Below are 26,805 nucleotides of genomic sequence, written 5' to 3' on the forward strand. Positions count from 1 at the left end.
TAACGTGCCGCAGATTGCTACAGTTGCGACGATTTATTACTGTTGATTACAAATATAAAATTCCTTTTTGAGTTTTCGGAGAAAACTCGGGATAATCCCAAGCCACGCAATTGTTGCAAACTGCTGTTATAAGCCGTTTATTCAGTTATTATTAAGCCACTTTCTTTGTCAAAGTTTTCCCTTTCAGATTCTGTCATTCTGTTTCTTAATAATCTAATTGTATATCCGCCGTGTAATTTTGAACCTTTCACAAACATCCAATCACTAACTTCATTTTTATTAATTTCTACGGTGTCACCAACTTTAATTCCTTTAATTTTTTCCGGTAGATTATTTACAACGCCAATATACTTTCCATTTTCCACGCTAACATAGTCAACCCAAATATGTTCTGCGGTTTCATTTTCGACAAAACGTTTTTTCAAACCAAAGTATGTGAAAACACGGCTGTTATTTTTTACTGCATAATCAAAACTATCTAAAGTTTTTTTGGCGGTTTCAATTGCCATATTCATTTCAGCGTCGTCACTTTGGACGCCATAAATTGTCGGTTCGTTTTCGCGCTCAATTTTGTTTTTTGAATTACAACTAAGAACGCTAATTGCGATTATTAATATTAATATTCTTGTATGCAGATTTTTCATAAATGGCTTATAACGTTCCGCAGCTTGTAACAGTTGCGACGATTAATTACTGATGTTACCAAAGTTAAAATTACTTTTTGAATTTTCGAAGAAAATTCGGGAAAAACCCAAGCTTAGCAATTGTTACAAACTGCTGTTAGCGGTAGTTTTTTTATACAGTTCCTTAATTTCCTTTTCTTTTTCACTTTCCATTTTCAGGCCATTTTTTAGTAATCTGTCTAAAATTCCCAAACAACCTGGATTTTTATTTTTTGCACCGTCCATTAAATATTTTAAAATAAAATCTTGCTTGCTTTTATCGAGTTTAAAAAACTGCTTTTCATCTCTTCCTTTATTTTGAGTATCTAAAAACCAAAAGTAAATTACTACACGAGCATTGTCGCAATTATATTTGTCTGCCATTATAATAGCTACAGGTAACAATTCATAATATTCAAATCGAGTGTTACCATAATGATCTACTAAGTTTCCAAATGCTTCAAAGTCACCATTTTCAACGCATCTTTTTTTCAATTCCGAAACTTTTTCCAAACTGAAATAACGTTGGTTTTCTTCTTTTTTGGCTAAGGGTTTCTTTGCAACAGGTTTTTCCGTCGAATTGTTACAACTGATAATTGTAATAACCATTAATAACACAAATAGGTTTTTCATTGGTGTATTTATTGCAAATGTTGTTAAGATGGAAAAAATTACCGCTAACTAGCTTATATGTATAAACAAATCATACTTATCCGTCCAAATTGGGTGGTATAGGTATGAGTGGTGTCATACTTATGGTTTGCTTTGGCTAATATATTAAAAATATTACAAATCATCAAACGGACTCTTAATTTGTTGTAAACTTTTAGTACTTACATGCGTGTAGATTTCCGTGGTTTTGCTTCGGCTGTGTCCCAATAATTCCTGTATGTAACGCAAATCCGTGCCACTTTCCAACAAATGGGTAGCATAACTGTGACGCAACCAGTGAAGTGTGGCCGGTTTTGTGATGCCTGCTTTTTGTAAAGCTTGTTTAAAGGTTGATTGCAAACTCTGCTCCGAGTATTGTTCGCCTTTCACTTGTCCTTCAAACAACCAAATCTTGGGCTTGTAACATTTGTAATAATCCCGTAACAAATCCAAAACCCTCGGACTCAATGGTGCTATTCTGTCCTTGTTACCCTTGGCTTGTATGATTTTTACAATATTCCGCTTCGAATCGATGTCGCTAAGCTTTAAGGTAAGCAGTTCCTTTCTTCGCAAACCGCAACTGTAAATCAAGCACAACATCGCTCTGTGCTTAATGTTGCCATGCGCTTCCAAAATTTGTTTGACTTCTTCTTTGCTCAAAACATTGGGCAATACTTTGGCACGCTTCGGTCGATGGATACTTTCAATCTCAATTTTCCGATCCTGAACCGTGCTGAAAAACAACTTAATCGCACTCACCACTTGGTTCTGATAGGAAGCCGAAAGATTGTTCTTTAAAATGTATTCGTTATTGTATAAAATAACGTCGTCATTGGTAATATCAGAAGGACGTTTTTGATTGAAGAAAACCAAAAAGGATTTCGCCGCATCCATATAAACCGCAAGCGTATTTTCGCTGTACCGTTTTGATCGAAGCCAGCGCTTGAAATTTTCCAAACTCCTCAAACCTTCTGCATTGGGCGAGAGTTCGGTCAATGTCCGCAGTCCCAATTGTTTTCGGTTCTCCTCCGTGTCGGGCAAGTGCCAATACCCATTCGTTTGACTCCATCGCGCACCGGAAAAACTTTTAATCCAGGTAATTAGAGTCTCGTCTTTTTCAAACCAAACACCAATACGCATTTCGCCTTTGTACTTTACTATTTTGGCACTCCATTTCATAAACAGAAATTAAATAGGAATAAAGATACAATAAAATGGAATAGAATGTTTTAAAATTGTAAGTTATTTTTTCTTTTATAAAAAAGTACCAAAAGTCATCCGAAGCGCTCTTTTACCGTTCCGAAAGCCATAAATGGTTGTCCGAAAAGTAAAATGAATAGTCCGAAAAGCATTCGAAACAGTCCGAAGCTCGTTCTTAGGCTGGCAAGGCTTGGAAATGCTCTAAAATTGGTTTTGGGGCGAAAAATCAATGCGCTATTTTTATCGCAATCAATTTTAGGATGTCTTCGGTAGTTTTTGCCTCTTTGATGTCTATTCTAATGCCACGACCTTCCGCATAAACTTTGGCTGCTTGAAGTTCGTTTTTGATAGCATCGGCAATGTCGCTTTCCAGGATGGTATCGGTGGCTTTTTGGCCAAATACAAAAGCTACTTTAAAGAATTTATCACGGGGCAATAGGTAAATGATGATTCTTTTTTTATCCTTAATTCTAAAACTCCAACCGAATTTTTCACTGGCAAAAGACCATTCTTCGATAGCATTAGGATATAATTTTTTGGTGTGCTCCGCAAAAGTTTGCCAATACACATAGGTCTCGCCCAAAGCTTCTTGAAGTTGGGTTATGGTTGGGATTTCCGATTTTTGGGTGAAAATACTTTTCATTACACAGTGGCCAATTTGTTTTGCAACGCCTGAATTTCATCGCGGTATTTGGCGGCATTAAGTTCGTTATTGATTAAGCAATGTTGTTTACTCTAAAAAACTTCTGTCTAGATAATTTCTGCTTGGTTTTGCTAAAAATATTTCAAGAATACTTGAATTGCTAAGCTTTAAAATTGATATCCAATTCTGATTAGAGGTGATACTTTTGTCCAATTCCACTGATTGACGTCATAATTTATATCGCCATATAATTTAGCATGTTCATAATAGTCTTGAGAAGGTACATAATACTCTGAAGTTTCAACTCGGGTCGATTTGTCGTTTGTAAATGTCTTCATAAAATACACCTGGAGTTCAGCTGCAACCACTAAATTTTTAGTAATGGCATATTGTGGTTTAAAAACCGGACCCAATCCAAAACCATAAATCTTCCCAATCCTGTCGTCAACAGTTATAATTTGATGGGAAAAGGTGCTGTTGTCAATCAAGTTTGTGATATGAGAATCGTAATCATAATCTCCACTTCCTTCCAAATAATAAACAGAAGCCAGGTCAATTCCAAAGTCAAAATCAAAATTATTGGCCAAATGGATGCGCTTCGCAATACCTACAAAAACATTGATATGGTTCTGGCTATAGTGGTAGTTTTGATTTAGATTTATTTTGGTATTCTCATTGGTATTGATGTACTCAAAATCCTGATGCTCCTTAACTTCTCTTATAGTAATTCCCAATCTTGTCCGGAAAACAACGTCATTTTTAATCCTTTCGAAGCTAATTCCAAAAGCATTTGAAAACGAATTTCTTGAATAATTGTTCCTTTCGGTTGGATAAGTGGACAATAACCAATCATCATTATAAAACTCCCTAAGTGAATTTTGAATGGGTTGATAAAACTCAATAGAAATTGTGTTTTTCTTTTTGGTTTCTGGCTTTGTTGTTTCCTGAGCGGAAATATTGCAGGCGATTAGAATGAGGATTAAAGAGAATTGTTTTACCATAATTCTTATGTTATTGATAGTTTACTTTGCAACGCCTGAATTTCATCACGATATTTGGCGGCTTGCATGAAGTCTAAATCTTTGGCCGCTTTTTCCATGGCTTTTCGGGCTTCACGGATTTTCTTTTCGATTTCGGATTTGGATAGATACAGACTTTCCGGCTCGGCGGCTTTGGCAACTTTGTCTTCAAAATATTGGGTCGAAACCGAATTGCCGCTCAAAGCATTGCCCAAACTTTTGTTCAAAGCTTTCGGTTCCAAACCGTGAAGCGTGTTATAATCCATTTGCTTGCCGCGACGGTAATTGGTTTCGTCTATGGTTTTCTGCATTGAAGCCGTGATTTTATCTGCATACATAATCGCTTTTCCGTTCACGTTTCGTGCGGCACGACCTACCGTTTGGGTCAACGAACGATGACTGCGCAAGAAACCTTCTTTATCAGCATCCAAAATCGCGACCAAAGATACTTCGGGTAAATCCAATCCTTCGCGCAATAAGTTTACGCCAATCAACACATCGAATAAACCTTTGCGCAAATCCTGCATAATCTCCACGCGTTCCAAAGTATCCACATCCGAGTGAATATAGCGACAGCGAATGGAAACTTTGGTTAAATATTTCGTCAGTTCTTCCGCCATTCTTTTGGTTAAAGTGGTGACCAAAACCCGTTCATCGACTTCACAACGTTGCTGAATTTCTTCGATTAAATCGTCAATTTGGTTCAAACTCGGCCGCACTTCAATAATCGGGTCTAATAAACCCGTTGGGCGAATGACTTGCTCTACATAAATGCCTTCAGACTTTTGTAATTCATAATCTGCAGGCGTCGCCGAAACATAAACCACTTGGTTTTGCATGCTTTCAAATTCCTCAAACTTTAGCGGACGGTTGTCCATAGCAGCGGGCAATCGGAAACCGTATTCCACCAAATTTTCTTTCCGACTTCGGTCACCGCCGTACATGGCGTGAACTTGCGAAATCGTTACGTGACTTTCGTCGACTACCATTAAGTAATCATCCGGAAAATAATCAAGCAAACAGAACGGTCGCGTGCCCGGAAGACGGCGGTCTAAGTAGCGCGAATAATTTTCAATGCCGGAACAATAGCCTAATTCGCGTATCATTTCTAAATCGAAATTGGTGCGTTCTTCCAAGCGTTTGGCTTCGAGATGTTTACCGATTTCTTTAAAATAATCGACTTGTTTCACCAAATCTTGTTGGATATCCCAAATCGCCGCTTGTAAAACATCAGGCGACGTTACAAACATATTGGCGGGATAAATATTCAGTTTTTCGTAGCGTTCAAAAACTTTGGAAGTCTTAGGGTCGAAGGCTTCAATGTCTTCAATTTCGTCACCAAAGAAATGCACACGAAACGGTTCATCGGCATAACTCGGGAAGATTTCCACGGTGTCGCCTTTGATTCTGAAGGTTCCCGGAGTGAATTCTACTTCGGTTCTCGAGTATAAACTTTGGACCAAACGATGTAATAATTTGGTGCGTGAAATGATTTGGCCTTTGTCAATTGAAATCACATTCTTTTGAAACTCCACCGGATTTCCGATACCGTACAAACACGAAACCGAAGCAACTACTAACACATCACGTCGGCCTGATAATAGGGCAGAAGTAGTGCTCAAACGCAGTTTCTCTAATTCGTCATTGATAGACAAATCTTTTTCGATAAAAACACCGGTAACCGGAATGTAGGCTTCGGGTTGGTAATAGTCGTAATAGGATACAAAATACTGCACCGAATTGTTAGGGAAAAATTGCTTAAACTCAGAATACAACTGTGCAGCCAGGGTTTTATTGTGTGCCAAAACCAAAGTCGGTTTCTCCACTTCCTGAATCACATTGGCCATAGTAAAGGTCTTTCCCGAACCGGTTACACCCAAAAGGGTTTGGTATTTTTCACCACTAACAATGCCTTTGACAAGTTTGTCAATCGCTTGGGGTTGATCGCCGGTAGGTTGGTATTCGGATACGACTTGGAATTTCATCTTTTAAGTACGATTTACGAAGTACAAAGTACGAAGTTTTATTTGGTTTGAATATTACTTTTTGTTGTTTTTATGGCCTCAACAATAATGGCTGTTAATTCTTTTGCCTCTTTCATTAAAGGTTGAAAAACAGCTTCTAAATTTAACTTTTTCATTTGACAAACCTCAAAAAGTAACTCTAAAAAATAATCGCTTTCATCAATTTCTTCTTCAACAATTTTGAGTTTGTTTAAAAAATCTGCAGATGATTTAGCCCGTTGTGACGCTCTGTAATTGGCTCCGACTGAGCTTGAACTTCTGATTAATTGATTGATATAGGCATTGTACTCTCTCGTCTTTGGTAATTTTGAACATAGTATCCAACAATCCAAAGCAAACTTTTTCGTTCTTTGTTTCAAATCATTTGTCATAGATATAAAATTAAAATTTCTACTTACCACTTCTCACTTCGTACTTCCCACTTCGTACTTCGTACTTTTAAAATATTTGCTGTTGTTTTTTGGTCAAAAATGTCCAGGCTACCAATCGGCTAATCTTTTGGCCTTGTGCCATGTCGATGGTTTTAATATCGGCAGCACCTACTTTTCCTAGCGTTTTGTATATGCTTTTCAGATTGTCTTTTTTGGAGACCAAAGTCGTAAACCACAAACATTGCAGCGGATATTTGGCACTTTCATAAATCATTTGGGTGATAAAACCGATTTCGCCGCCGCTACACCACAATTCTGCATTTTGGCCGCCGAAGTTTAAAGTCGCTTTTGAAGTTTTTTCATTACTTAAAGTATTCACTTTTCGCAACGCACTTTTCGCCGCTTCTTCGGCTGAGTTGTGAAACGGCGGATTGCAAATGGTGAAGGCAAATTTGTCTTCGGGTAAAATGATATTTTTGAAAATAAATCTCGGCTCCACTTGCAATTGCAGACTGATAACGTCAATCAATTTCGGATTATCAGCGATGATTTTCTTGCAGTTTTGAAGTGCTTTTTCATCGATGTCGGTTCCCACAAAACTCCAACCATAAGCACTATTGCCAATGATGGGATAAATGCAATTGGCACCAATCCCAATATCTAAACCAATCACATTTTCACCTTCGGGAATGACTCCGTTGTTGGTTGTGGCCAATAAATCTGCGATGTAGTGAATGTAATCCGCTCTTCCGGGAATGGGCGGACAAAGATAGTTCGTCGGAATATCCCAGTTTTGAATGTCGTAGTTTGAAATCAATAAAGCTTTGTTCAAGGCTTTTACCGCTTCCGGATTACTGAAATCAATGGTTTGCTTCGCCAGTTCGCTTTCGCTCGAGCCAACCCGATGTTCGTTAGTATGAACAAAGTTTTTTAAATCCGGATTAGCTTTAATCAAGACATCAAAGTCATACCGAAATCGGTGCTGATTTCTGGGATGTAAAGTTGTTTTTTCTGAGCTATTTTGAGTTTTCAAAGGCTGTTTTAATTTAAAATAATTACCGCAAATTCGCGAATTATTAATTAGGTATTATATGTTTTAATCTGCGAATTCGTGGTTTGATTCTTTTAGTCCCAACAATCCATAAGCAATAAATCGCCCTCGGTGTGGATTTCTGGGATGGAAGTTTATTTTTTCTGAGCTATTTTGAGTTTTCAAAGGCTGTTTTAGTTTAAAATAATTACCGCAAATTCGCGAATTATTAATTAGGTATTATATGTTTTAATCTGCGAATTCGTGGTTTGATTCTTTTAGTCCCAACATTCCATCAGCAATAAATCGCCCTCGGTGTGGGTGATGGTGACGATGCCGTCTGCGGTAACATGATTACTGCTTCCGGTTCGGTAACCGATGGTTAAATCTTCATTGTTTAAGGAATAAAAAAGATTTTGAGTCGAAATGCCACTCACTTTTCCAATCGGAATCAAAGAAAGAATCGTGTTGGCGGTGTACCATTTTTCAAAAGTATTGGGCAACAAAAACACTTTCGAATGGTCGTCTAGAATCACGACTTTTAATTTATTTCGGTAAGCAACGATGTTGGTTAAATTGGTAATCGTATGGTCAGCTCGTCTTCCGGTGGCCCAAATGACATTGGCCGCTTGGTGTCCTTTTTCGATTAAATAATCAAAGGCTTTTTCCAAATCAGTTTTGTCTTGGTTGGGTGCGTAAACAATTTCAATCGGGTATTGTTTTTCCTTGTAATATTCCGGATCAAAACCGCGGTCAAAATCGCCTAACAATACATCGACTTTTATCCCCAATTCCAACACGCGTTCAATAGCCGAATCTAATACAATCACTAATGGCGACCATTCTAGCAGTTGGCCTAACAATTCTTGACTGCACATTTCGCCATTGGCAATGATTAAAGCCGGTTCCTGGTCGTCGCGAACGATGTGGTGTGATGACATTTTTAAGTTTGAAGTTAAAAGTTGGAAGTACGAAGTGGTAAAAGTAATTAAAACACTTCTTACTTCGCACTTTGTCCTTCGTACTTTTATTGAATGATATATTCCGAAACCTCTGTTTTGCTCAGGCGAAAATAGCCTAAAGCGTAATTGTCAAAGTTGGTTTGATTGATAATATTACCTCTAACGGTTGCTGTTGGGGTTGAAAATGGTCCCATGCTGTTGCTACCGGTTTGTTCCAATAAAATATCCATATAATTGTAATAGTTTAAAGTAACACCGTTTAAGGTAAATTTCAAAGTATCACCGGGTTTCAAATCTTCGCTGAAGTAAAGCCCGAACATTTCATTGTTTTGAAAAAAACGGTCTTCTATGACGCCATATTCCGGTATCACTTTATATGGGTCGTCAATTCTGACCAAATAATGATTGGTTTCATTAACCAAGTCGTTAAAAAAGAATTTCACTTCAATTTCGTTGCCCAAAATACCACCTTCATCGTCTTGTTCTACATGGGTTACGGTTGGCGTATTTAATAATTTTTCGGTTGACGTATAGGTTTCGCCTTCATAGATAACGGTTAAGGTGTAAGTTTCATCAACTACAGGATTAAAGTTGAGACATTTATAAATGCCCGGTTCGGTGTCTTGGGTAAAATTAAATACTTCATTGGCACTGTTGGTAATATACACTACAGCATCCGTCACGGGCGGAATTTCGTTATTGAAATAATCGGTCGTGGTCGAAAGTTTTACGATTTGTTCATTGCCCGAAGTTCCGTTTAACCATTGAATCGAGGCTTCAATGACCAATCTTGGTTCGGAAGTCGACAAGTCAACATCAATCACTTTTTCGCATGATGTGAAAGCAAAAAGAACTAAGGATAAACTGAATAATATCTTTTTCATAAATTTAGAATTTAATGTTATAAGTAGCACTTGGCACAATCCCGAAAATAGACAAACGAAGCGCTTCATTAGAACCCGTTTCTTGGTTTTGTCTGAATGTAATTGAAGCGGCATTTTGTCGGTTGTAAATGTTGTAAATACCAAAAACCCATTCGGCTTGCCATTTTCTGCCTTTGTTTTTTCGCGGAGTCAAAGTCGCCGAAACATCTAAGCGATGGTACATCGGTAAATTGTTTTCGTTTCTGGCACTGAAAATCGGTACCGTGATGCCTTGGTATTCATATTGTCCTGTTGGGAAAGTTACGGGTTGTCCGGTTTGCAGAATAAAATTGGAACTAAAGCGCCATTTTTCATTCAGTTTATAATTGCCCACGATGGCTAAATTGTGTGTTTTGTCAAAACCGGTTTTGTACCAATCTCCGTTGTTGATACCGGTTTCTTCAGGTGTTCTGCCAACTACTTGTTGTTCTGTTCTGGATAAAGTATAAGAAACCCAACCCTTGAATTGCCCCGAGTTTTTTCGGAACAAAACTTCCATACCATAAGCTCTGGCTCTGCCGTTTAAAACGACTCTTTCAATGGCTTCGTTGGCAATCAGATTAGCGCCGTCGATATAATCTACACGGTTTTTAATTTTCTTGAAGAAAGTTTCGACCTCAAGCGAATACAAATCATCCTTTAAATTTTGAAAGTATCCCAAAGCGTATTGATCCAAATTTTGCGGTTTCAGGTATTGGTCGCTTGGTGCCCAAACATCTAAAGGTGTTGGCGATTGTGTATTCGAAATCAAATGCAAATATTGGGTCATTCGGTTGTAGCTCGCTTTAATTGATTGGTCATCATTCAGCGTATAAGCCACAGAAAAACGAGGTTCAAGATTATTGAACTGCGCTATCGTCTCATTTTTGCCGTAACTCACCGTTCCGATAGGTTCAGCGCTTTCATAAATTTGAAATTCGCTATTAAAAATCACCGGTTGGTTATTGGCATAAGTATTCAAGGTCTGTTGTCCTAATCGCAGAAAATTACTAAATCTAAGTCCGTAAGAAAGCGCGAGATTCTTAGTGATTTGGTGTTCGGCGTCTAAATAAACGGCATTCTCTAAGGCATATTTTTTGTCCAATTGGTCGGGATTAATTCCTGATTCTTCACCAGTAGGTTCAATTTTACCCGGATTAAAGTCATAATAATTGGATTGTAAACCGTAAGTCAGTTTGAACTTATCGGTTAAATAGTGTTTGAAATCGTATTTGAAATTGTAGTTTTTGATGCCGCTATCCCAATTAAAGCCGATGAAATCCAATCGAAGACCATAGTAATAATCAGAATAAATCAGTGACATGTTGGAAAATAATTTATCCGAAAACAGATGATTCCAACGGAAATTAATTACCGCATTGCCATACGTATTGACAAAACTATTGTTCAATTGAAACACATCTCTGCCAAAATAACCCGAAAGATATACGTTGTTTTTTTCGTTGATGGAATAACTTAGTTTGGTATTCAAATCATAGAAGTAAGCCAAATTCGGATTGTCGAACAATTTCAAAAAGAGGTGCGCATAAGAAGCTCTTCCGGCAACAACAAACGAGCCTTTATCTTTTACAATTGGTCCTTCGGCCAAAATACGACTCGAAATTAAACCGATGCCACCGTTCATGTGAAAGTCATTTTTGTTGCCTTCTTTTTGGTAAATATCTAGGATAGAGGACAATCTGCCACCATATCTTGCGGGTATTCCGCCTTTATAAAGTTTCAAATCTTTAATCGCATCCGGATTGAAAACCGAGAACAAACCAAAGAGGTGAGAAGAGTTGTAGATAGTGGCTTCATCCAATAATACTAAATTTTGATCTGCGCCGCCGCCACGAACATTAAAGCCCGATTGTCCTTCACCGGCATTGGTCACACCGGGAAGCGTGAGGATAGATTTAATCACATCGACTTCTCCAAAAATCACCGGCATTTCTTTGATTTCCTGAATGGTGAGTTTGTTGACGCTCATTTCAGGTTTCCTAATGTCAATACGTTTGTTGTTTTGAACAATTACCACTTCGTCAAGCTGTTGACTGGTTTCTGTAATTAAAAAGTTCCTTTTGGTGTCTTTGGCAAGTTCAATCTTTTCTTGAAGAGTTTGGTAACCAACATAACTAATCGATAAAGTATAGTTTCCTTTGGGAAGCGTGATGGAATAAAAACCATATTCGTTTGTAGTCAGGCTGGTTTTTGTTTCGGTAATGTAGAGCGAAACCCCTATAAGCGTTTCCTTATTTTTTCCGTCGGAAACTAGGCCGCTAAGCGTGAATTTCTCTTGTGAGTAAAGCGAAAACGTTAATAATATTAAAAATATAGAAGTTAAAATATTTTTTGGCATAAATTTGGCTTTTGTAATTACAAAATTCTTAATAAAATTGGGTTTTTATTCCTAATCATTTGTTAAGGTTTGGTTAATTTGGGATCAAAAATCCGTTAGTTGTTATTTTCAATGCAAAAAAAATCAGTTGTAATGAAGTCAGTTTTTGCTTTATTGTTTTTACTCGTTTTTAGTTTTAAAGGTTTTTCACAATTTGAAACACCAAAAAAGACTTTGAAAATAGCGCCGGTTACCAATTCTTCAGGTCAGGTGGCGCCAACTTCTTCCAAATCATTTACCTATCCCAGCATTTTTGATAAAAAGGACAAACTGTTGGAAAGTGTTTCCTTGCTCAAGAAGAAGCCGGAAGAAGAAAAGAGTATCATGGAGAAGGAAAAATTTGCAGATGCCTCAAAGCAGTACACCGATAAAATGAATAAGAAAAGTAGCGATGGCGAAATTCTGGAAAAATTCAAAAGCGATAGTTTTTTGGGTCAATTCAAAACCGGAACCAAGATCATAAGCATTGCTTGTAGAGACCACGAAGCACCCGATGGAGATTTGGTTAGGATTTGGCTCAATGATAGAATTGCAGTCGATGCGATATTGTTGGAAGTTAGCTTTAAAGAAGTTTATTTAGACCTAAACGAAGGCATCAACAAAATAGAAATAGAAGCTTTAAACCAAGGAGAATCCGGACCCAATACCGCGCAGTTTGTAATTTACGACCAAAAGAAAGGGATGATTACTACCAATAAATGGAACCTGACCACCGGTGTCAAAGCCAAGTTGGTTATCCTAAAAGATGACGGAACATTAGAAGAACAGAAATAAAAAAAGCGACCCATTCAGGTCGCTTTTTTTATGGGTATAACGCAGTATTACACTAATTTTGATAAAATACTATTAAAGGTCTGACTCGGACGCATTGCCTTTTCCGTCAGTTCTTTTGAAGGTTGGTAGTAACCACCAATCTGTTGTGGTTTTCCTTGCGCTCCGATTAATTCTTCATTAATTTGAGTTTCGTTAGCGTTTAATTCGCCTGCAATTTCAGTAAACTTAGCTTGTAATTCGGCATCCTTAGTTTGTGCTGCCAAAGCTTCCGCCCAATACATGGCCAAGTAAAAGTGTGAGCCTCTGTTGTCAATTTGCCCCACTTTACGCGCAGGAGATTTGTCGGTGGCTAAGAATTTCTCGGTGGCTACGTCTAATGCTTCTGCTAAAACCATTGCTTTTGGGTTGTTTTGTGTTTGGGCCAAATGTTCCAATGAAGCGCCCAATGCCAAGAACTCGCCTAACGAATCCCAACGCAAATAACCTTCTTCGATAAATTGTTCGATGTGTTTTGGTGCAGATCCACCGGCACCGGTTTCGAATAAGCCACCGCCATTCATCAACGGAACGATAGATAACATTTTGGCCGAAGTCCCAACCTCTAAGATAGGAAACAAATCGGTTAAATAATCACGCAATACGTTTCCGGTAACGGAAATAGTGTCTAATCCTTTGCGAATTCTGTCTAAAGTCAATTTTGTTGCGTCAATCGGATTCATGATGCGGATATCTGATCCTGCAGTATCGTAATCTTTTAAATATAAATTTACTTTTTTGATAATTTCTCTATCGTGTGCTCTGTTTTCATCCAACCAGAAAATGGCGGGTGTTGCTGATAAACGCGCTCTGTTTACGGCCAATTTAACCCAGTCTTGGATAGGCGCATCTTTGGTTTGGCACATTCTGAAAATGTCACCGGCTTCTACCGCTTGTTCCATGAATACTTTTCCGTCAGCATCAACAACTCGGATAGTTCCGTCAGCTTCGGCTTGGAAAGTTTTGTCGTGAGAGCCGTATTCTTCTGCTTTTTGCGCCATCAAACCAACATTGGGAACAGAACCCATGGTTCTTGGGTCTAAAGCGCCGTTGGTTTTACAATCTTCAATCGTGGCCACATAAAGACCGGCATAACAACGGTCCGGAATTAAAGCAAAAGTATCTTGGGCTTTGCCTTCTTTGTTCCACATTTGCCCCGAAGTACGGATCATTGCCGGCATTGAAGCATCAACGATTACATCTGAAGGTACATGGAAGTTGGTGATTCCTTTGTCAGAATTCACCATAGCTAACGCAGGTCCGTTGGCAATCGCCGATTCAATGGCTGCAGTGATTTCGGCTTCTTGCGGATGGCCAGCAATTTTTACATATAAATCACCTAAACCATTATCGGCTTTGTAACCTAATGATTTGAAAACGGCTCCATATTTGGCAAAAACATCTTTGAAATAAACTTCCACCATCGCTCCGAAAATAATCGGGTCGGACACTTTCATCATCGTGGCTTTTAAGTGAGCGGATAATAAAACACCGGCTGCTTTGGCTTCTTCTATGGTTTTGGAAACAAAAGCTTTTAAGGCATTTAAATTCATCACCGAAGAATCAATTACTTCGCCTGCTTTTAAAGCGCCTAATCCTTTTAATTCTTTAGTTGAACCGTCTTTGCCGATGAATTCAATTTTGAATTGAGCCGCATTGTCTACCGTAACCGATTTTTCAGTGCCGTAGAAATCACCTTCGGTCATAAAGGCCACTTTGGTTTTAGAATCTTTAGACCAAGCTCCCATGGAATGAGGGTTGGCTTTGGCATAGTTTTTAACTGCTTTTGGCGCTCTACGATCAGAGTTTCCTTCACGCAAAACCGGATTAACTGCTGAACCTAATACTTTAGCATAGGCCGTTTTAATCGCTTTTTCTTCGTCATTTTTAGGATTGTCCGGATAATTCGGAACTGCATAACCATGCGCTTGTAACTCGGCGATAGCGTCAGTCAACTGTGGAATAGAAGCCGAAACGTTGGGTAGTTTTATGATATTGGCTTCAGGAGTGGTGGCCAACTGACCTAACTCAGCCAAAGCGTCGCTTACTTTTTGGTCTTCTTTTAAATAAGCGGGGAAATTGGCTAATATTCTGCCGGCAAGTGATATGTCTCTTAGTTCGATGTCAATATTGGCAGGAGCTGTAAAGGCTTGTACTATGGGCAAAAATGAATGTGTGGCCAACATCGGTGCCTCATCGGTAAGCGTGTAGTGGATTTTGGATTTTTGTGTCATTGTGCTATTTTTTATTCGTATGGTTTGTTTGTGTTGTATTTGATTGAAAGTGCTCATTTTGAAGCAAGCAAATATAAGTAAATCACGATTAAGCTCCATTGGTTTTGAGCGAAATCGATTGAATTATCAAATTGACAATTTGAAAGGTTTAAATTAGTAAAATGATAATCTGACGAACTTTTTTTGGCAAAATGATAAATTTTCAGGTTAAATTTTAAACATAAAAAAGCCCCGATACAATCGAGGCGTTTTTATAAGTACAAAGTTTAGAATTATCTTCTTCTTTCTTTGATTTTTGCTTTTTTACCAGTAAGTTCTCTAAAGTAGTAGATACGAGCTCTTCTAACTTTACCTCTTTGGTTTACTTCAACTTTTTGCAAAGCCGGCATGTTTACTGGGAAGATACGCTCTACACCAACTGCACCAGACATTTTACGGATTGTAAAAGTTTCAGTCAATCCTGCTCCTTTTCTTTGGATTACAACTCCTTTGAAAAACTGAGTTCTTGTTTTTTCACCCTCTTTAATTTCGTAGTAAACAGTGATGGTATCACCGGCTCCGAATGCAGGGAAATCTTTTTTTGTTGATAATTCGTTGTTAACGAAATCTACTAAATTTGCCATTTTTAAAAACTATTATGGTTTGAAATCTGAGCAACATTCACGGTTTTCGCCAGAGGTTAGTCAAATGTGGGTGCAAATATATAAAAGAATTACGAATTACAAATTACGAATTACGAATTATTTTCAATCAAACAAGTAATTTTAATTGCGATATAATCTGCTCATTGTCAACAGGAAAGGGTTTTTTGTTTCGAATACTTTCGTATAAAGCGTCAAACAATCCGTTGAAATTGCCTTTGAGCGAAGGAATGATTTCGGTTATTTTTTCCTGATTGCTGTAGTAAGTCAGCTTGCCTTCGCGGTTGGGTTTCTCGATTCCAAATTCAGCATCCGTTGGTAACATGCCCTGAATCAGTTGGTCTTCTTGCTCGTCACAGAATTCTTTGATGTAACTGCCTTTAGTTCCATGAATGATAATGCCGGCTTGGGCATCGGTAACCAACATATTAGTGGTAATAAAAACATTGACTTTATTTGGGAAAACAATATGCATAAACGCAAAATCATCGACCAAAGAGTTTTCGCGATAGCTATTTTTATAACGGTAATGGCTGACCGGTTTCCCAAAAATAGCAATGGCTTGGTCAATCAGGTGCGAACCCAAATCATACCAAATGCCGCTACTCGGAATTGGAGTTTCTTTAAAAGTTTTGGCACCAATGTTTGGACGGTAACGGTCGAATCTCAAATGCATTTCAACAATATCACCCAGTTTTCCGGAATTAATAATGTTTTTGGCTGAAGTAATATCGCTGCTCCAACGTCGGTTTTGATATACAAATACTTGTCGGTTTACTTTTTCGGCTAAAGCCAAAAGAATTTCAAATTCTTCCGGAGTTGATGTGGCAGGCTTTTCGAGTAAGATGTGTTTGCCGGTTTCTAAAACTAGTTTGGCATAATCGAAATGAGTATTATTCGGCGTATTGATTACTACCAATTCAATTTTTTCATCTGAAAGTAGTTCGTTAATAGTTGAATAACTGATAATTTCGGGATAATCGATTGCGGCTTTTTTTATATTTCGTTCCAAAACGGCATACAATTCGAAACCTTTATGGGTTGCCAAAAATGGTGCGTGAAAAACTTTCCCCGACATCCCATAAGCCAACAAAGCAGTAACAATTGGTTTTTCCATGATTAGTCATCGAGTAAATCAGGTCTCCTATTTTTGGTGTGCTCATATGCCATATCTTCCCGCCATTTGTCAATTTTGGCAAAATGCCCGCTGGTCAACACTTCCGGAACTTTCCAGCCTTTGTAATCGGCCGGTCGGGTATATATTGGTCCCGATAATAAATTGTCCTGAAAACTATCTGTCAAAGCCGAAGTTTCATCACTTAAAACACCCGGAATCAAACGAATTATCGCATCACAAAAAACAATCGCGCCAATTTCGCCACCTGAAAGCACATAATCGCCTATCGAAATTTCTTTGGTAATAAAATGATCGCGAACGCGTTGGTCCACGCCTTTATAATGCCCGCAAAGAATAATAATATTCTCGTACATCGACATGGTATTGGCCATTTTTTGGTTCAAAGTTTCTCCGTCGGGCGACATGTAGATAATTTCGTCGTAATTGCGCTGGCTTTTCAAATGCGTGATGCAATCGTCAATAGGCTGTATCATCATAACCATACCGGCGCCACCACCAAATTGATAATCGTCTACGCTTTTTTGCTTGTTGGTGGTATAATCTCTCAGGTTGTGAAAATGAACTTCCACCAATCCTTTATCGATGGCGCGTTTCATAATCGAACCTTCAAATGGACTTCGCAATAAATCGGGTAATATGGTAATGATGTCTATTCGCATGGGGCAAAGATAAGTTTTACTTTTTAGTTGCTAAAATCGAATATACCATCGGAATTTTGTTTTCAAAATGCTTTATTCGGAACTTTCCTTTTTCAAATTCTTCGGTCTGGTTAAAGCAATTGTAAGGAGAATAATCGTATTCATTAAATTGATTCAATTCCAAACCCGATTGCAATAGAGAATTTAAAATTTCACTTATCGGATGGTTCCAGCCTACGGTTTTTGAATGCAATTCGGCTTCGGTGTCTGCATAAGTTCCTGTTTCTTCTTCAATGATGGGTTCGATGTTGAAATAGCTGTAAAACACCTCTTTAAAATCGTTGTCATACATCCAAACTACCGGATGAAAATCGGCCATGATAAATTTACCGTTGGGTTTTAAGAAATGCGATATGACATTCGCCCATTTTCCCAAATCGGGTAGCCAACCGATGGTGCCGTAACTAGTGAAAACAAGGTCAAATTTTTCGTTGATAAAATTCGGTGCCTCATAAATATCACAACAGACAAAAGAGGCATCAAGATTTAGTTTTTGGGCAAATTCTCGTGCCCGTTCAATGGCTTTGTCTGATAAGTCTAAGCCGGTAACTTTAGCACCCATTCGAGCCAGAGACATGGTGTCTTGTCCAAAATGACATTGCAAATGCAATATTTTTTTACCGGTAACATCACCCAATAATGACAACTCAATGTCGTTTAAAGTTGATTTTCCCTTTAGAAAACCTTCAACATCATAAAACTCTGATGCGATGTGAACATCCGTTTTGTTGTTCCAAGTAGCCTTGTTGATGCTAATATAATCTGATGACTCTTTCATTTTTTTCTTTTTTTTAAACCCCAAATTGTCTCAAATGATGGTCCAAATGCATGGTGTGCATTTGACTCCATTCTTCATAAGTCATTTCGCCAAAAAAAGGATGTTTGGTCGTTTTAATAGCGTTTTGACCTTGTTCCGAAAAAATGTTTATTCTTTCAATTAATCCGTTTTTAGCTTGCTCAAAATCATAGGTTCCTTTTCGGATAAAAGCCGGAGCAGTCGGACTGTTTCTTTTGTATTCTTTGGAACTTAATATTTTATTCCTAACTAATTTCCCTATCATACGCATCAGGAAATTGGCTTTCATGGGAATTTTTCCAAAGGCAAAGTCCAAAGGAGCTTGGCAGTGAGACAACATTTGGTCTACAGTCATTTTTCCCCACAAGGCCTTGCTCTCCGGTGTAAGTTGGTGGATTCTGGAAATGATTAAATCGTTGTCGGCTTTGTTGTAAATAGAACTCATGGTTTTGCTGTTTTTGGTAACCAAATTTACAATATATTGTAGTAACTTTGCACCACATTTTTAACAATTCAAACAATGGAAAACGGAATATACGCTAAATTCAACACGACCAAAGGTGCAATTTTAGTAAAACTAACACACGATTTGACGCCGGGAACGGTTGGAAACTTTGTAGGCTTAGCCGAAGGACAATTAGAGAATTCAGCCAAACCCATGGGCAAACCTTATTATGACGGATTAAAATTCCACAGAGTGATTCCCGATTTTATGATTCAAGGCGGTTGTCCTCAAGGTATCGGCTCGGGTGGACCGGGTTATAATTTTGATGATGAATTTCATGTTGATTTAAGACACGACAAACCTGGTGTTTTATCTATGGCGAATGCCGGTCCGGGCACTAATGGTTCTCAATTTTTTATCACGCATGTGCCTACTACTTGGTTAGACGACAAACATACCGTTTTTGGTCACGTAGTAGAAGGGCAGGACATTGTAAACGAAATTGCCCAAGGGGATATCATTGAAAGTCTTGAAATCGTGAGAGTAGGAGATGAGGCTCAAAAATGGAATGCCATTGAGTCTTTCAGAACTTTTGAAGGTTCTCGTGCCAAAAGAATTGAAGAGGCCAAAAAACAAGCCGAAGCCGCTATGGAAAAATTAGCTGCCGGTTTTGAAAAAACAGCAAGTGGTTTGCGTTATAAATTCATCCAAAAAGGGAACGGGAAACAAGCAGAAAAAGGGAAAACAGTTTCGGTTCACTATACCGGTCAGTTGGAAAACGGTAAGACTTTTGACTCTTCTTACCCTCGTAAAAAACCAATCGAATTCCCCTTAGGGAAAGGTCATGTCATTGAAGGTTGGGACGAAGGAATTGCCTTATTACAAGTGGGTGACAAAGCGCGTTTTGTGATTCCGTCTTACTTGGGTTACGGTTCAAGCGGTGCGGGAGGAGTTATTCCGCCAGATGCCACTTTGATTTTTGATGTAGAATTGATGGACGTTAAAGGATAATATTAAAACTTAAGTTTTGATTAAAACAGAATCCCAATCTTTTACGGTTGGGATTTTTTTCTACATTTACTTCAACCAATAACCTTAAAATTATGAAATATAAAGTACTTGCTTTGGCTGTTTTAGCCACTATTATCTATTCGTGTGCTTCTAAATCTAGTGCACCGACTGCGGCAACACCAAAAGAGGATGTGAAAGCGGCTGTAATCTTGACCGCCGAACTGGCTGAAGGAAAATCGCTTTATGAAAACAGTTGTGCCCAATGCCATTCCCTATATAAAGCAACCGATTTTAATGCAGAGCAATGGAAACCAATCGTATCGAGAATGGCACCAAAAGCCCGATTGGATGAAGTACAAGGTCAGAAAATCTACAATTATTTGACGATGAAATAATAAATAAAAAAACACTCGAAAGAGTGTTTTTTTTTATTTATACTGCAAAACCATCCGGAAGGACAGCGCCTTTTTTGACGACGATGATGCCGTCTTTTACAGTATATAAATCGGTATTGGTGTCTTCTAAATGTTTCCCGCCGTTGAGTCTTACATCGTTTCCTATTCTGCAGTCTTTATCGACTATGGTATTGTTAATGTAGCATCTTTCGCCTATGCCGATATTAATGATGCCATGCAACGAGTTGGTTCTGATTTCTTCTAAATTTTGGTAATAATCATTTCCCATTAAATAAGAGTTGAGGATTGTTGAACCATAACCCACGCGACTTCTGATGCCTATGACTGAATGTTCTACTGTGACACCGTTCAAAATACAACCTTCTGCAATGACAGATTTGTCAACAGTGGAAGCGCCGGTAATTTTGGAAGGCGGTAATACCCTGGCGCGGGTATAAATTTTACTCGAATTATCGAAAAGATTGAACTTCGGAATGTCATCGGTTAAGCCTAAATTGGCTTCAAAGAACGAGTCAATGTTACCAATATCGGTCCAATAACCTTCATACTGGTAGCTGAGTATTTTATGTTTGCCAATGGCTTGAGGAATGATTTCTTTGCCAAAATCTTTGGTGTCAGGATTTTTCATCAGGTCAACCAACAGGTCTTTATTAAAAATATAAATCCCCATCGAAGCCAAATAGTGTTTGCCTTCGGCTTGCGATTCTTCGCTTACTTCTGAAGCCCAATCGGGCAGCAAACTAGCATTAGGTTTTTCTATAAAAGAGGTGATATGATTTTCCGCATCGGTTTTAAGGATTCCAAATTCAGGAGCTTCTTTTGCCGTTACCGGTAAAGTAGCAATCGAAATGGCTGCGCCGGCTTCGTGATGCGCTTTGATCATTTCGTTAAAATCCATTTGGTACAGTTGGTCACCCGATAATATCAAAGCATAATCAAATTCATGGTTCATAAAGTGATGCATGCACTGGCGAACCGCATCTGCTGTGCCTTGAAACCAAGTTATGTTGTCAGGTGTTTGTTCTGCAGCCAAAATATCTACAAAGGCCGTGCTGAAATGGCTAAAGTGGTAAGTGTTTTTGATGTGCTGGTTTAGAGAAGCCGAATTGAATTGGGTCAACACAAACATCCTTTTGATATCGGAATTGATACAATTGGAAATCGGAATGTCTACCAAGCGGTACTTTCCCGCAATCGGAACGGCCGGTTTGGAACGGGTTTGGGTTAATGGTGCCAATCTTGATCCTTGTCCGCCACCTAAAATAATGGCTAGTGTGCTTTTATTAATCATGATGCTATTGTTTCGTTGTTAACTTTTAGGCTTTTTCTTTTTCAAATCGGTTGATGACTTCTTCGTAATAAGTATAAGTTGTTTTGGCGATGGCAGCCCAACTGAATTTATCCAAAACTCTTTGTCTTCCGGCTTTGCCCATTTGGGTAGCCAAAGTTTCATCGTTTAACAACAGATTGACTTTAGCAGCAAAATTTTTCTGAAAAACTTCAGGGTATTTTGGATTGAAATCCGTTCGGGAAATGCTTTCGAGTGCTATTAAGTATCCCGTTTCGCCTTCGACTATAATCTCCGGAATACCACCAACCTCACTTCCAACGACGGGTGTTTCACACGATAGCGCTTCGAGATTGATGATGCCGAAAGGTTCGTATAATGACGGACAGGCAAAAACGCGGGCGTGACTGTAAAGCACTTTGACCTTCTCGCGCGGCAACATTTCTGAAATCAAAATAACACCGTTTCTTTTCGATTTCAAATCGGCTATTAATGCTTCGGTTTCTTTGGCAATTTCAGGGGTGTCCGGTGCGCCGGCACAGAGAACAATTTGACAATTTTCATCGAAATATTTGGCCGCGGCTATCAATTGCGAAATTCCTTTTTGACGCGTAATTCTGCCTACAAAAAGTACAAACGGAATGTTGGGATTGATACCATATTCTTTTAATAAATCATTATCGAAAGTGGGGGCATAAAAATCAGGGTCAATACCGTTGTGGATGACCGTTACTTTTTCGGGTAAAACACCATAAGCTTCGATGACGTCTTTTTTCATTTGTTCGCTTACCGCTATGATTCCGTCTGCGGTATTGTAAGCATGATGCTCAATCCAGCGGGACAAAAAATAGCCATTACCCAGTTGCTCTACTTTCCATGGTCGATGCGTTTCCAAGCTGTGTGTGGTTAAGATTAAAGGGCATTGCAATAACTCTCTTGAAAAGATTCCGGCCAAATGGGTGTACCAAGTATGGCAATGAATGATATCGGCTTGTAAAGTGTGCTGCGACATTTCGACATTTTTGCTCAAATTGTGGAACATCTTAATATGCGGATTGTTGTTGTCCTCGGGTTGGGTTAAAGAAGATTGGATTCCGAGAACATGCATTGACGCAGTAGTTTCTTCTTGATTGCCAAAACAGCGCACTTCTACTTCACTTAATTGGGCCAATTCCTGACTCAAAAAATCTATATGTACTCCGGCACCGCCGTAAATATTGGGAGGAAACTCATTGGTAAACAGGGCAATTTTCATACTGTAAGCCTTTGTGTAATTTATTAAAACTTAAATGTATAAAATATATTCAACTTTTAGATTAACAGTACTATATAAAAACCATACGATTTGATAAATAAAAAATCCGAAGTGCATTTTGAACCGCATTCCGGATTTTTTTTAATTAAGTGTTTAAGAACTCAATCAAGTCTTTGTTTAATCGCTCTCGTTCAGTATAAAAGAGACCGTGTGGCGCTTCTTCATAAACTATAAATTTATTATCGGCAATCATCGCGGCCGATTTTTCAGAGGAAACTTCAATCGGAACAATCTCATCTTCATCGCCGTGTATGATTAAAGTGGGAACATTTACCGCAGCCATTTCGTTTCGAAAATCGGTAATCGAAAACGCTTTGGCACATTCTAAAGTTGCATGCGGTGATGCCAAAGAGCACAACATTTTGAAATAATCCAACAAGGAAGAACTCAAAGGGTTGGTCAGCATACTTACGCCAAAGAATGTCTTTCCGAAACCATCGAGGAAATCAATTCGGTCTTCTTTGATTTTGGTTGCAGTGGCTTCGTTTTTTTCAGGAAGATTACCATCGGGATTGTCTTGAGTCCACAATCTGAATGGAGTGACGGAGGAAATCAAGACGGCTTTGGAAACATTTTTTCCGCCATAGCGACTAAAATAACGAACTACTTCGCCACCGCCCATGGAAAATCCAATCAGCGTAATATCTGTGAGTCCTAATTGGTCAATGATGGCTTTTAAATCATCTGTTAAGGTATCATAATTATAGCCATTCCAGGGTTGGGATGATTTCCCAAAACCACGGCGGTCATAGGCAATCACTCTATAGCCGTTTTCAACCAAAGCCTCGATTTGATATTCCCACATCTCGTTAGACAGTGGCCAGCCATGAATTAATATCACCGGTTTTCCGTGACCGTAATCTTTGACATACAGTTTTATATTGGGAGCAGTTTCGATATATTTATCGGTTGAATTTTCTTTTGCCATGAAGTTGGTTTCTCTTAATTCCGGTTCTTGGTCTACTTGATATTCTCTCATTTTAATGGGGTTTTATATTGGATTTTGCTCAAATTTTGATAGATAAAATTACGGCTTGAACTAAAAAAATCCGTTATAGAATTAGAGAACATGTTTTTATAATTCTTAGGTTTGTTTCCTTCATTAAAAATGAGATTATGGAACTTACTTGGTCAGAGTTTGAAAAAACGGAAATGCGTATCGGAACAATAATTGAAGCGAATGACTTCCCACAAGCCCGAAAACCGGCTTATCAGTTGGTGATTGATTTTGGAGATGAAATCGGTATCAAGAAATCTTCAGCACAACTTACCAAAAGATACTCTAAAGAAGATTTAGTAGGCAAACAAATAGTGGCTGTAGTCAATTTTCCCAAAAAGCAAATTGGCAATTTTATGAGTGAATGCTTGGTTTTGGGTTCGGTAGGAGCAGATAATGATATCGTCTTATTGACTTCCGATTTAAAAGTTGAGAATGGTTTGCGTATTGGTTAGTTTTTTTTTAATTTTCTTTTGATGCTAATAAACAAATTGAAAGCAGAGAGAATGATAAAAACAATGGTAATATAAAATGAAACTTTTAATGGAGTGTTTTCCTTGTCAGGATTATTCAAGTTTAAATTTAGTATCCAAATCCAAAACACAATGCTTATGCTGTGAAAAACTATTCCGTATTTGTTCATTAAATCAGTAAACCTCTTGATGTAATTTGCAATTTTTTCCATAAAATTAATTTAAAAAGTCCAAAACCTTTCAGCTTCGGACTTGTTTTTTATCACTAATCACTAGTTACTAGTCACTAATTACTTTTTAGTTATATATCGTCAAAATCAATATCGGTGAAACTCTTTTCTGAAGTGGTTTTGGTTTCTTCTTCGGCAGTTTCTTGTTGGTATTCTCTTTTGAAGTCTTTTTGGTGTCTTTCTGAAATTACTTCTTCGCCTTTGTGGTTCAAAACGTAAGCGGTCATTTCTTCTAAAATATCAGTGAAAGCAGCAAAGTCTTCTTTGTATAAATAAATTTTGTGTTTTTTGAAGTGAAATGAACCGTCTTCTTCAGTAAACTTTTTGCTTTCGGTAATGGTAATGTAGTAATCATCTGCTTTGGTGGCTCTCACATCGAAGAAATACGTTCTTCTTCCCGCTCTTAAAACTTTAGAAAAAATCTCATCTTTTTCTAACATATCATTTTCTCTCATATTCTTTCAGTCAATTAATAATGTTTCTATACAGTTCAAAAATGGTAAAATTTTTGTTACCAAACAACAATTAATTTAATTCTTTTTCCGAAAGTTGTTTTAAGTACAACTCGGCGTAATACCCCGGTTGGTTTACTAATTGATTATGAGAACCTTCTTGTATGATTTCGCCCTCTTCGATGATGATGATTTTGTCGGCATTCTTGGCCGAAGAAACCCTGTGACTCACAATAATCGTGGTTTTGTCCTTGGAAATTTCCAAAAGATTATTGAGAATTTGTTCTTCGGTTTCGGTGTCTACAGCCGATAAACAGTCGTCAAACAACAATATCTCCGGATCTTTGATAATCGCTCGGGCGATGGAAACCCGTTGTTTTTGTCCACCCGAAAGCGTGATGCCTCGTTCGCCCAAAATGGTTTCGTATTGGGCATTGAAATTCATAATGTTGTCGTGAACTACTGCTTTCTTGGCAGCCGTTATCACTTCGTCATCAGTAGCATCTTCCTTGCCAAATTTGATGTTGTTTTTAATGGTGTCTGAAAACAAAAACGCATCTTGTGGCACTATACCGATGCTGTTGCGCAAATCGTATAAATTAACTTTGTCTATGGCAGAACCGTCAATGGTAATTTGACCCTCTTTGATATCGTACATTCTGGTAATCAATGAAAGAATGCTCGATTTTCCGGCGCCGGTTTGGCCTAAAATGGCTAATGTTTCTCCTTTTTTAACTTTGAATGAAATGTTTTTCAGCGCTGTGATTTCCGTATCTTCATAAGTGAAAGTCACGTTTTTGAACTCGATTTCTCCATGTATATTGGTGTTTTCGGTCGCTTTGTTTTTTATCTCCGGTTCAATTTTGAGAAATTCGTTGATTCTTTTTTGCGACGCTTCAGCTTCTTGTACCAAAGACGAAACCCAACCGATAGAAGCCACAGGCCAAGTGAGCATGTTGACATAAAGAATAAATTCAGCAATGGTTCCGATGCTTTTTATGGTTCCTTCCACATACATCAATCCGCCAAAATAAATCACGACCAAGTTGCTCACACCAATCAGCGCAATCATCAGCGGACCGAAAAGCGATTGTACTCGCGCCAAACTCATGCTCTTGGTTTTACTTTCCTTGGCCAAATCAACAATCTCTTCTTGGTACTGTTTTTCCAAGGCATAAGCTTTCACTACTCGAATTCCGGAGAAAATTTCTTGGGTAAAGCTTGAAATTTTGGATAAATACTGTTGGAAAGTCGTGCTGCGTTTGTTGATTTCAGTGCTCAATCTGAAAATGATAAACGATAAAATAGGTAAGGGTAAAATGGTGTACAAGGTCAATAACGGCGATACATTATACATGTAAATAATCACGACGGTAAATCGGATAAAGGTGTTAATGGTGTACATTACAGCCGGCCCAACGTACATACGCACTTTACCAACGTCCTCGCTGATACGGTTCATTAAATCTCCCGTTCGGTTGCGTTTGTAGAAATTCTGGTCTAACACTTCGTAGTGTTTGAAGACTTCATTCTTTAAATCAAACTCTACGTGGCGCGACATTACAATTAAGGTTTGGCGCATCAGGAAGGTTAAAACTCCGGCAATCAAAGTCGTGCCCACAATCCAAAGGACGTTTTCAACCAATTCGGCTTTAATCATTTCGGCCGTCATCTTGTTGCTGTGAAAATCTTCAATCGCTTGAAATGACTGACTGATGAGCTTCGGAGTGAAAAGAGAGAATATTTGTGCTACAATAGTGATTAAAATTCCTAATAAAAAATGGAATTTGTATTTGACAAAATATTTGTTTAAATATTGAAGTTCTTTCATGGTATTTTTAAAGAAATGGGCTTAATGATTTAAATACTGTTAAAAAAATTGAGAATAGTTAAATTATAGTATTCTTTATTAAAATTGATTTTATTAACAATTTGCTAATTATTCCTGATATGGGTGCGTTTTATTGAATAAAATTTTATTTTTGTACCGACTTTTTAG

General features: G+C 38.2%; 26 protein-coding genes. 4 read left to right on the forward strand and 22 right to left on the reverse strand.

The window, feature by feature from the left end:
* Window positions 1-137: 137 nt before the first annotated feature.
* The 11 genes from HA632_RS05750 to HA632_RS05800 all read right to left on the reverse strand — a co-directional run bounded on the left by HA632_RS05750 (window position 138) and on the right by HA632_RS05800 (window position 11,823).
* On the reverse strand, window positions 138-644 hold the full coding sequence (locus HA632_RS05750) for a YegJ family protein (protein ID WP_176306257.1): 507 nt from the start codon (window positions 642-644) through the stop codon (window positions 138-140).
* 123 nt (window positions 645-767) lie between these two features.
* Window positions 768-1,295, reverse strand: coding sequence for a hypothetical protein (locus HA632_RS05755; protein ID WP_176306258.1), 528 nt, complete (start codon window positions 1,293-1,295; stop codon window positions 768-770).
* 153 nt (window positions 1,296-1,448) lie between these two features.
* Complete coding sequence (gene xerA, locus HA632_RS05760) at window positions 1,449-2,492, reverse strand: site-specific tyrosine recombinase/integron integrase (protein ID WP_176306259.1); 1,044 nt, start codon at window positions 2,490-2,492, stop codon at window positions 1,449-1,451.
* A 247-nt stretch (window positions 2,493-2,739) separates the two neighbouring features.
* On the reverse strand, window positions 2,740-3,156 hold the full coding sequence (locus HA632_RS05765) for a DUF3788 family protein (RefSeq protein ID WP_176306260.1): 417 nt from the start codon (window positions 3,154-3,156) through the stop codon (window positions 2,740-2,742).
* A 167-nt stretch (window positions 3,157-3,323) separates the two neighbouring features.
* A complete protein-coding gene (locus tag HA632_RS05770) occupies window positions 3,324-4,157 on the reverse strand; it encodes a hypothetical protein (protein WP_176306261.1) in 834 nt (277 codons plus the stop codon).
* 5 nt (window positions 4,158-4,162) lie between these two features.
* The gene (uvrB, locus tag HA632_RS05775) at window positions 4,163-6,160 is read right to left on the reverse strand and encodes an excinuclease ABC subunit UvrB (RefSeq protein WP_176306262.1); all 1,998 of its coding nucleotides are present in this window, start codon (window positions 6,158-6,160) and stop codon (window positions 4,163-4,165) included.
* A 38-nt stretch (window positions 6,161-6,198) separates the two neighbouring features.
* Window positions 6,199-6,570 carry a four helix bundle protein gene (locus tag HA632_RS05780; protein WP_176306263.1) on the reverse strand — a complete coding sequence of 124 codons (372 nt, stop codon included), beginning with the start codon at window positions 6,568-6,570 and terminating at the stop codon, window positions 6,199-6,201.
* A 67-nt stretch (window positions 6,571-6,637) separates the two neighbouring features.
* On the reverse strand, window positions 6,638-7,603 hold the full coding sequence (gene rlmF / locus HA632_RS05785) for a 23S rRNA (adenine(1618)-N(6))-methyltransferase RlmF (RefSeq protein ID WP_176306264.1): 966 nt from the start codon (window positions 7,601-7,603) through the stop codon (window positions 6,638-6,640).
* Window positions 7,604-7,878: 275 nt separating this feature from the next.
* Window positions 7,879-8,541 (reverse strand): thiamine diphosphokinase, encoded by a 663-nt coding sequence (locus tag HA632_RS05790; RefSeq protein WP_176306265.1) that lies wholly within the window; start codon window positions 8,539-8,541, stop codon window positions 7,879-7,881.
* A gap of 86 nt (window positions 8,542-8,627) precedes the next feature.
* Complete coding sequence (locus tag HA632_RS05795) at window positions 8,628-9,446, reverse strand: DUF4249 family protein (RefSeq protein ID WP_176306266.1); 819 nt, start codon at window positions 9,444-9,446, stop codon at window positions 8,628-8,630.
* A gap of 4 nt (window positions 9,447-9,450) precedes the next feature.
* The gene (locus HA632_RS05800; RefSeq protein WP_176306267.1) at window positions 9,451-11,823 is read right to left on the reverse strand and encodes a TonB-dependent receptor; all 2,373 of its coding nucleotides are present in this window, start codon (window positions 11,821-11,823) and stop codon (window positions 9,451-9,453) included.
* 132 nt (window positions 11,824-11,955) lie between these two features.
* Here HA632_RS05800 and HA632_RS05805 point away from each other — a divergent pair, with 132 nt between their 5' ends.
* Window positions 11,956-12,636 (forward strand): hypothetical protein, encoded by a 681-nt coding sequence (locus HA632_RS05805; protein ID WP_176306268.1) that lies wholly within the window; start codon window positions 11,956-11,958, stop codon window positions 12,634-12,636.
* 47 nt (window positions 12,637-12,683) lie between these two features.
* On the opposite strand, the gene HA632_RS05810 is transcribed toward HA632_RS05805, so the two are convergent.
* From HA632_RS05810 to HA632_RS05835, 6 genes are all read right to left on the reverse strand, one after another.
* Complete coding sequence (locus HA632_RS05810) at window positions 12,684-14,906, reverse strand: NADP-dependent isocitrate dehydrogenase (protein WP_176306269.1); 2,223 nt, start codon at window positions 14,904-14,906, stop codon at window positions 12,684-12,686.
* A gap of 272 nt (window positions 14,907-15,178) precedes the next feature.
* Complete coding sequence (rplS, locus tag HA632_RS05815) at window positions 15,179-15,529, reverse strand: 50S ribosomal protein L19 (RefSeq protein WP_171223341.1); 351 nt, start codon at window positions 15,527-15,529, stop codon at window positions 15,179-15,181.
* Window positions 15,530-15,656: 127 nt separating this feature from the next.
* Window positions 15,657-16,664, reverse strand: a complete 1,008-nt coding sequence (locus tag HA632_RS05820) for a Gfo/Idh/MocA family oxidoreductase (protein WP_176306270.1) — start codon at window positions 16,662-16,664, stop codon at window positions 15,657-15,659.
* A gap of 2 nt (window positions 16,665-16,666) precedes the next feature.
* Complete coding sequence (gene trmD, locus HA632_RS05825; RefSeq protein WP_176306271.1) at window positions 16,667-17,344, reverse strand: tRNA (guanosine(37)-N1)-methyltransferase TrmD; 678 nt, start codon at window positions 17,342-17,344, stop codon at window positions 16,667-16,669.
* 16 nt (window positions 17,345-17,360) lie between these two features.
* Entirely contained in the window at window positions 17,361-18,161 is an 801-nt protein-coding gene (locus tag HA632_RS05830; protein ID WP_176306272.1) for a bifunctional 2-polyprenyl-6-hydroxyphenol methylase/3-demethylubiquinol 3-O-methyltransferase UbiG, read from the reverse strand.
* A gap of 13 nt (window positions 18,162-18,174) precedes the next feature.
* Window positions 18,175-18,624, reverse strand: a complete 450-nt coding sequence (locus HA632_RS05835) for a DUF1569 domain-containing protein (protein ID WP_176306273.1) — start codon at window positions 18,622-18,624, stop codon at window positions 18,175-18,177.
* Between the two features lie 75 nt (window positions 18,625-18,699).
* Here HA632_RS05835 and HA632_RS05840 point away from each other — a divergent pair, with 75 nt between their 5' ends.
* Entirely contained in the window at window positions 18,700-19,635 is a 936-nt protein-coding gene (locus HA632_RS05840; RefSeq protein ID WP_176306274.1) for a peptidylprolyl isomerase, read from the forward strand.
* A 92-nt stretch (window positions 19,636-19,727) separates the two neighbouring features.
* Window positions 19,728-20,030, forward strand: a complete 303-nt coding sequence (locus HA632_RS05845; protein ID WP_176306275.1) for a cytochrome c — start codon at window positions 19,728-19,730, stop codon at window positions 20,028-20,030.
* A gap of 37 nt (window positions 20,031-20,067) precedes the next feature.
* On the opposite strand, the gene HA632_RS05850 is transcribed toward HA632_RS05845, so the two are convergent.
* From HA632_RS05850 to HA632_RS05860, 3 genes are all read right to left on the reverse strand, one after another.
* Window positions 20,068-21,342 carry a glucose-1-phosphate adenylyltransferase gene (locus HA632_RS05850; RefSeq protein ID WP_176306276.1) on the reverse strand — a complete coding sequence of 425 codons (1,275 nt, stop codon included), beginning with the start codon at window positions 21,340-21,342 and terminating at the stop codon, window positions 20,068-20,070.
* Window positions 21,343-21,367: 25 nt separating this feature from the next.
* Entirely contained in the window at window positions 21,368-22,594 is a 1,227-nt protein-coding gene (gene glgA, locus HA632_RS05855; RefSeq protein WP_176306277.1) for a glycogen synthase, read from the reverse strand.
* 145 nt (window positions 22,595-22,739) lie between these two features.
* On the reverse strand, window positions 22,740-23,633 hold the full coding sequence (locus tag HA632_RS05860) for an alpha/beta fold hydrolase (protein WP_176306278.1): 894 nt from the start codon (window positions 23,631-23,633) through the stop codon (window positions 22,740-22,742).
* Window positions 23,634-23,770: 137 nt separating this feature from the next.
* Between HA632_RS05860 and HA632_RS05865 the strand changes: the two genes are divergently transcribed.
* On the forward strand, window positions 23,771-24,106 hold the full coding sequence (locus tag HA632_RS05865) for a tRNA-binding protein (protein ID WP_176306279.1): 336 nt from the start codon (window positions 23,771-23,773) through the stop codon (window positions 24,104-24,106).
* 319 nt (window positions 24,107-24,425) lie between these two features.
* On the opposite strand, the gene HA632_RS05870 is transcribed toward HA632_RS05865, so the two are convergent.
* Both HA632_RS05870 and HA632_RS05875 read right to left on the reverse strand, forming a co-directional pair.
* Entirely contained in the window at window positions 24,426-24,809 is a 384-nt protein-coding gene (locus HA632_RS05870; RefSeq protein ID WP_176306280.1) for a PUR family DNA/RNA-binding protein, read from the reverse strand.
* Between the two features lie 70 nt (window positions 24,810-24,879).
* The gene (locus HA632_RS05875) at window positions 24,880-26,637 is read right to left on the reverse strand and encodes an ABC transporter ATP-binding protein (RefSeq protein WP_176306281.1); all 1,758 of its coding nucleotides are present in this window, start codon (window positions 26,635-26,637) and stop codon (window positions 24,880-24,882) included.
* Between the last annotated feature and the right edge of the window lie 168 nt (window positions 26,638-26,805).

The sequence above is a fragment of the Flavobacterium sp. J49 genome (assembly GCF_011742145.1).
Classification (GTDB): domain Bacteria; phylum Bacteroidota; class Bacteroidia; order Flavobacteriales; family Flavobacteriaceae; genus Flavobacterium.

What these genes read in the sequence shown, in the direction of transcription:
- HA632_RS05805 (WP_176306268.1), top strand. Translation starts at nt 11,956, where the DNA reads ATGAAGTCAGTTTTTGCTTTATTGTTTTTACTCGTTTTTAGTTTTAAA.
- HA632_RS05780 (WP_176306263.1), bottom strand. Translation starts at nt 6,570, where the DNA reads ATGACAAATGATTTGAAACAAAGAACGAAAAAGTTTGCTTTGGATTGT.
- xerA (WP_176306259.1), bottom strand. Translation starts at nt 2,492, where the DNA reads ATGAAATGGAGTGCCAAAATAGTAAAGTACAAAGGCGAAATGCGTATT.
- HA632_RS05800 (WP_176306267.1), bottom strand. Translation starts at nt 11,823, where the DNA reads ATGCCAAAAAATATTTTAACTTCTATATTTTTAATATTATTAACGTTT.
- rplS (WP_171223341.1), bottom strand. Translation starts at nt 15,529, where the DNA reads ATGGCAAATTTAGTAGATTTCGTTAACAACGAATTATCAACAAAAAAA.
- HA632_RS05865 (WP_176306279.1), top strand. Translation starts at nt 23,771, where the DNA reads ATGGAACTTACTTGGTCAGAGTTTGAAAAAACGGAAATGCGTATCGGA.
- trmD (WP_176306271.1), bottom strand. Translation starts at nt 17,344, where the DNA reads ATGCGAATAGACATCATTACCATATTACCCGATTTATTGCGAAGTCCA.
- HA632_RS05810 (WP_176306269.1), bottom strand. Translation starts at nt 14,906, where the DNA reads ATGACACAAAAATCCAAAATCCACTACACGCTTACCGATGAGGCACCG.
- HA632_RS05830 (WP_176306272.1), bottom strand. Translation starts at nt 18,161, where the DNA reads ATGAAAGAGTCATCAGATTATATTAGCATCAACAAGGCTACTTGGAAC.
- uvrB (WP_176306262.1), bottom strand. Translation starts at nt 6,160, where the DNA reads ATGAAATTCCAAGTCGTATCCGAATACCAACCTACCGGCGATCAACCC.
- HA632_RS05850 (WP_176306276.1), bottom strand. Translation starts at nt 21,342, where the DNA reads ATGATTAATAAAAGCACACTAGCCATTATTTTAGGTGGCGGACAAGGA.
- HA632_RS05765 (WP_176306260.1), bottom strand. Translation starts at nt 3,156, where the DNA reads ATGAAAAGTATTTTCACCCAAAAATCGGAAATCCCAACCATAACCCAA.
- HA632_RS05845 (WP_176306275.1), top strand. Translation starts at nt 19,728, where the DNA reads ATGAAATATAAAGTACTTGCTTTGGCTGTTTTAGCCACTATTATCTAT.
- HA632_RS05835 (WP_176306273.1), bottom strand. Translation starts at nt 18,624, where the DNA reads ATGAGTTCTATTTACAACAAAGCCGACAACGATTTAATCATTTCCAGA.
- HA632_RS05840 (WP_176306274.1), top strand. Translation starts at nt 18,700, where the DNA reads ATGGAAAACGGAATATACGCTAAATTCAACACGACCAAAGGTGCAATT.
- HA632_RS05820 (WP_176306270.1), bottom strand. Translation starts at nt 16,664, where the DNA reads ATGGAAAAACCAATTGTTACTGCTTTGTTGGCTTATGGGATGTCGGGG.
- HA632_RS05860 (WP_176306278.1), bottom strand. Translation starts at nt 23,633, where the DNA reads ATGAGAGAATATCAAGTAGACCAAGAACCGGAATTAAGAGAAACCAAC.
- HA632_RS05795 (WP_176306266.1), bottom strand. Translation starts at nt 9,446, where the DNA reads ATGAAAAAGATATTATTCAGTTTATCCTTAGTTCTTTTTGCTTTCACA.
- HA632_RS05790 (WP_176306265.1), bottom strand. Translation starts at nt 8,541, where the DNA reads ATGTCATCACACCACATCGTTCGCGACGACCAGGAACCGGCTTTAATC.
- HA632_RS05875 (WP_176306281.1), bottom strand. Translation starts at nt 26,637, where the DNA reads ATGAAAGAACTTCAATATTTAAACAAATATTTTGTCAAATACAAATTC.
- glgA (WP_176306277.1), bottom strand. Translation starts at nt 22,594, where the DNA reads ATGAAAATTGCCCTGTTTACCAATGAGTTTCCTCCCAATATTTACGGC.
- HA632_RS05870 (WP_176306280.1), bottom strand. Translation starts at nt 24,809, where the DNA reads ATGAGAGAAAATGATATGTTAGAAAAAGATGAGATTTTTTCTAAAGTT.
- HA632_RS05770 (WP_176306261.1), bottom strand. Translation starts at nt 4,157, where the DNA reads ATGGTAAAACAATTCTCTTTAATCCTCATTCTAATCGCCTGCAATATT.
- HA632_RS05750 (WP_176306257.1), bottom strand. Translation starts at nt 644, where the DNA reads ATGAAAAATCTGCATACAAGAATATTAATATTAATAATCGCAATTAGC.
- HA632_RS05755 (WP_176306258.1), bottom strand. Translation starts at nt 1,295, where the DNA reads ATGAAAAACCTATTTGTGTTATTAATGGTTATTACAATTATCAGTTGT.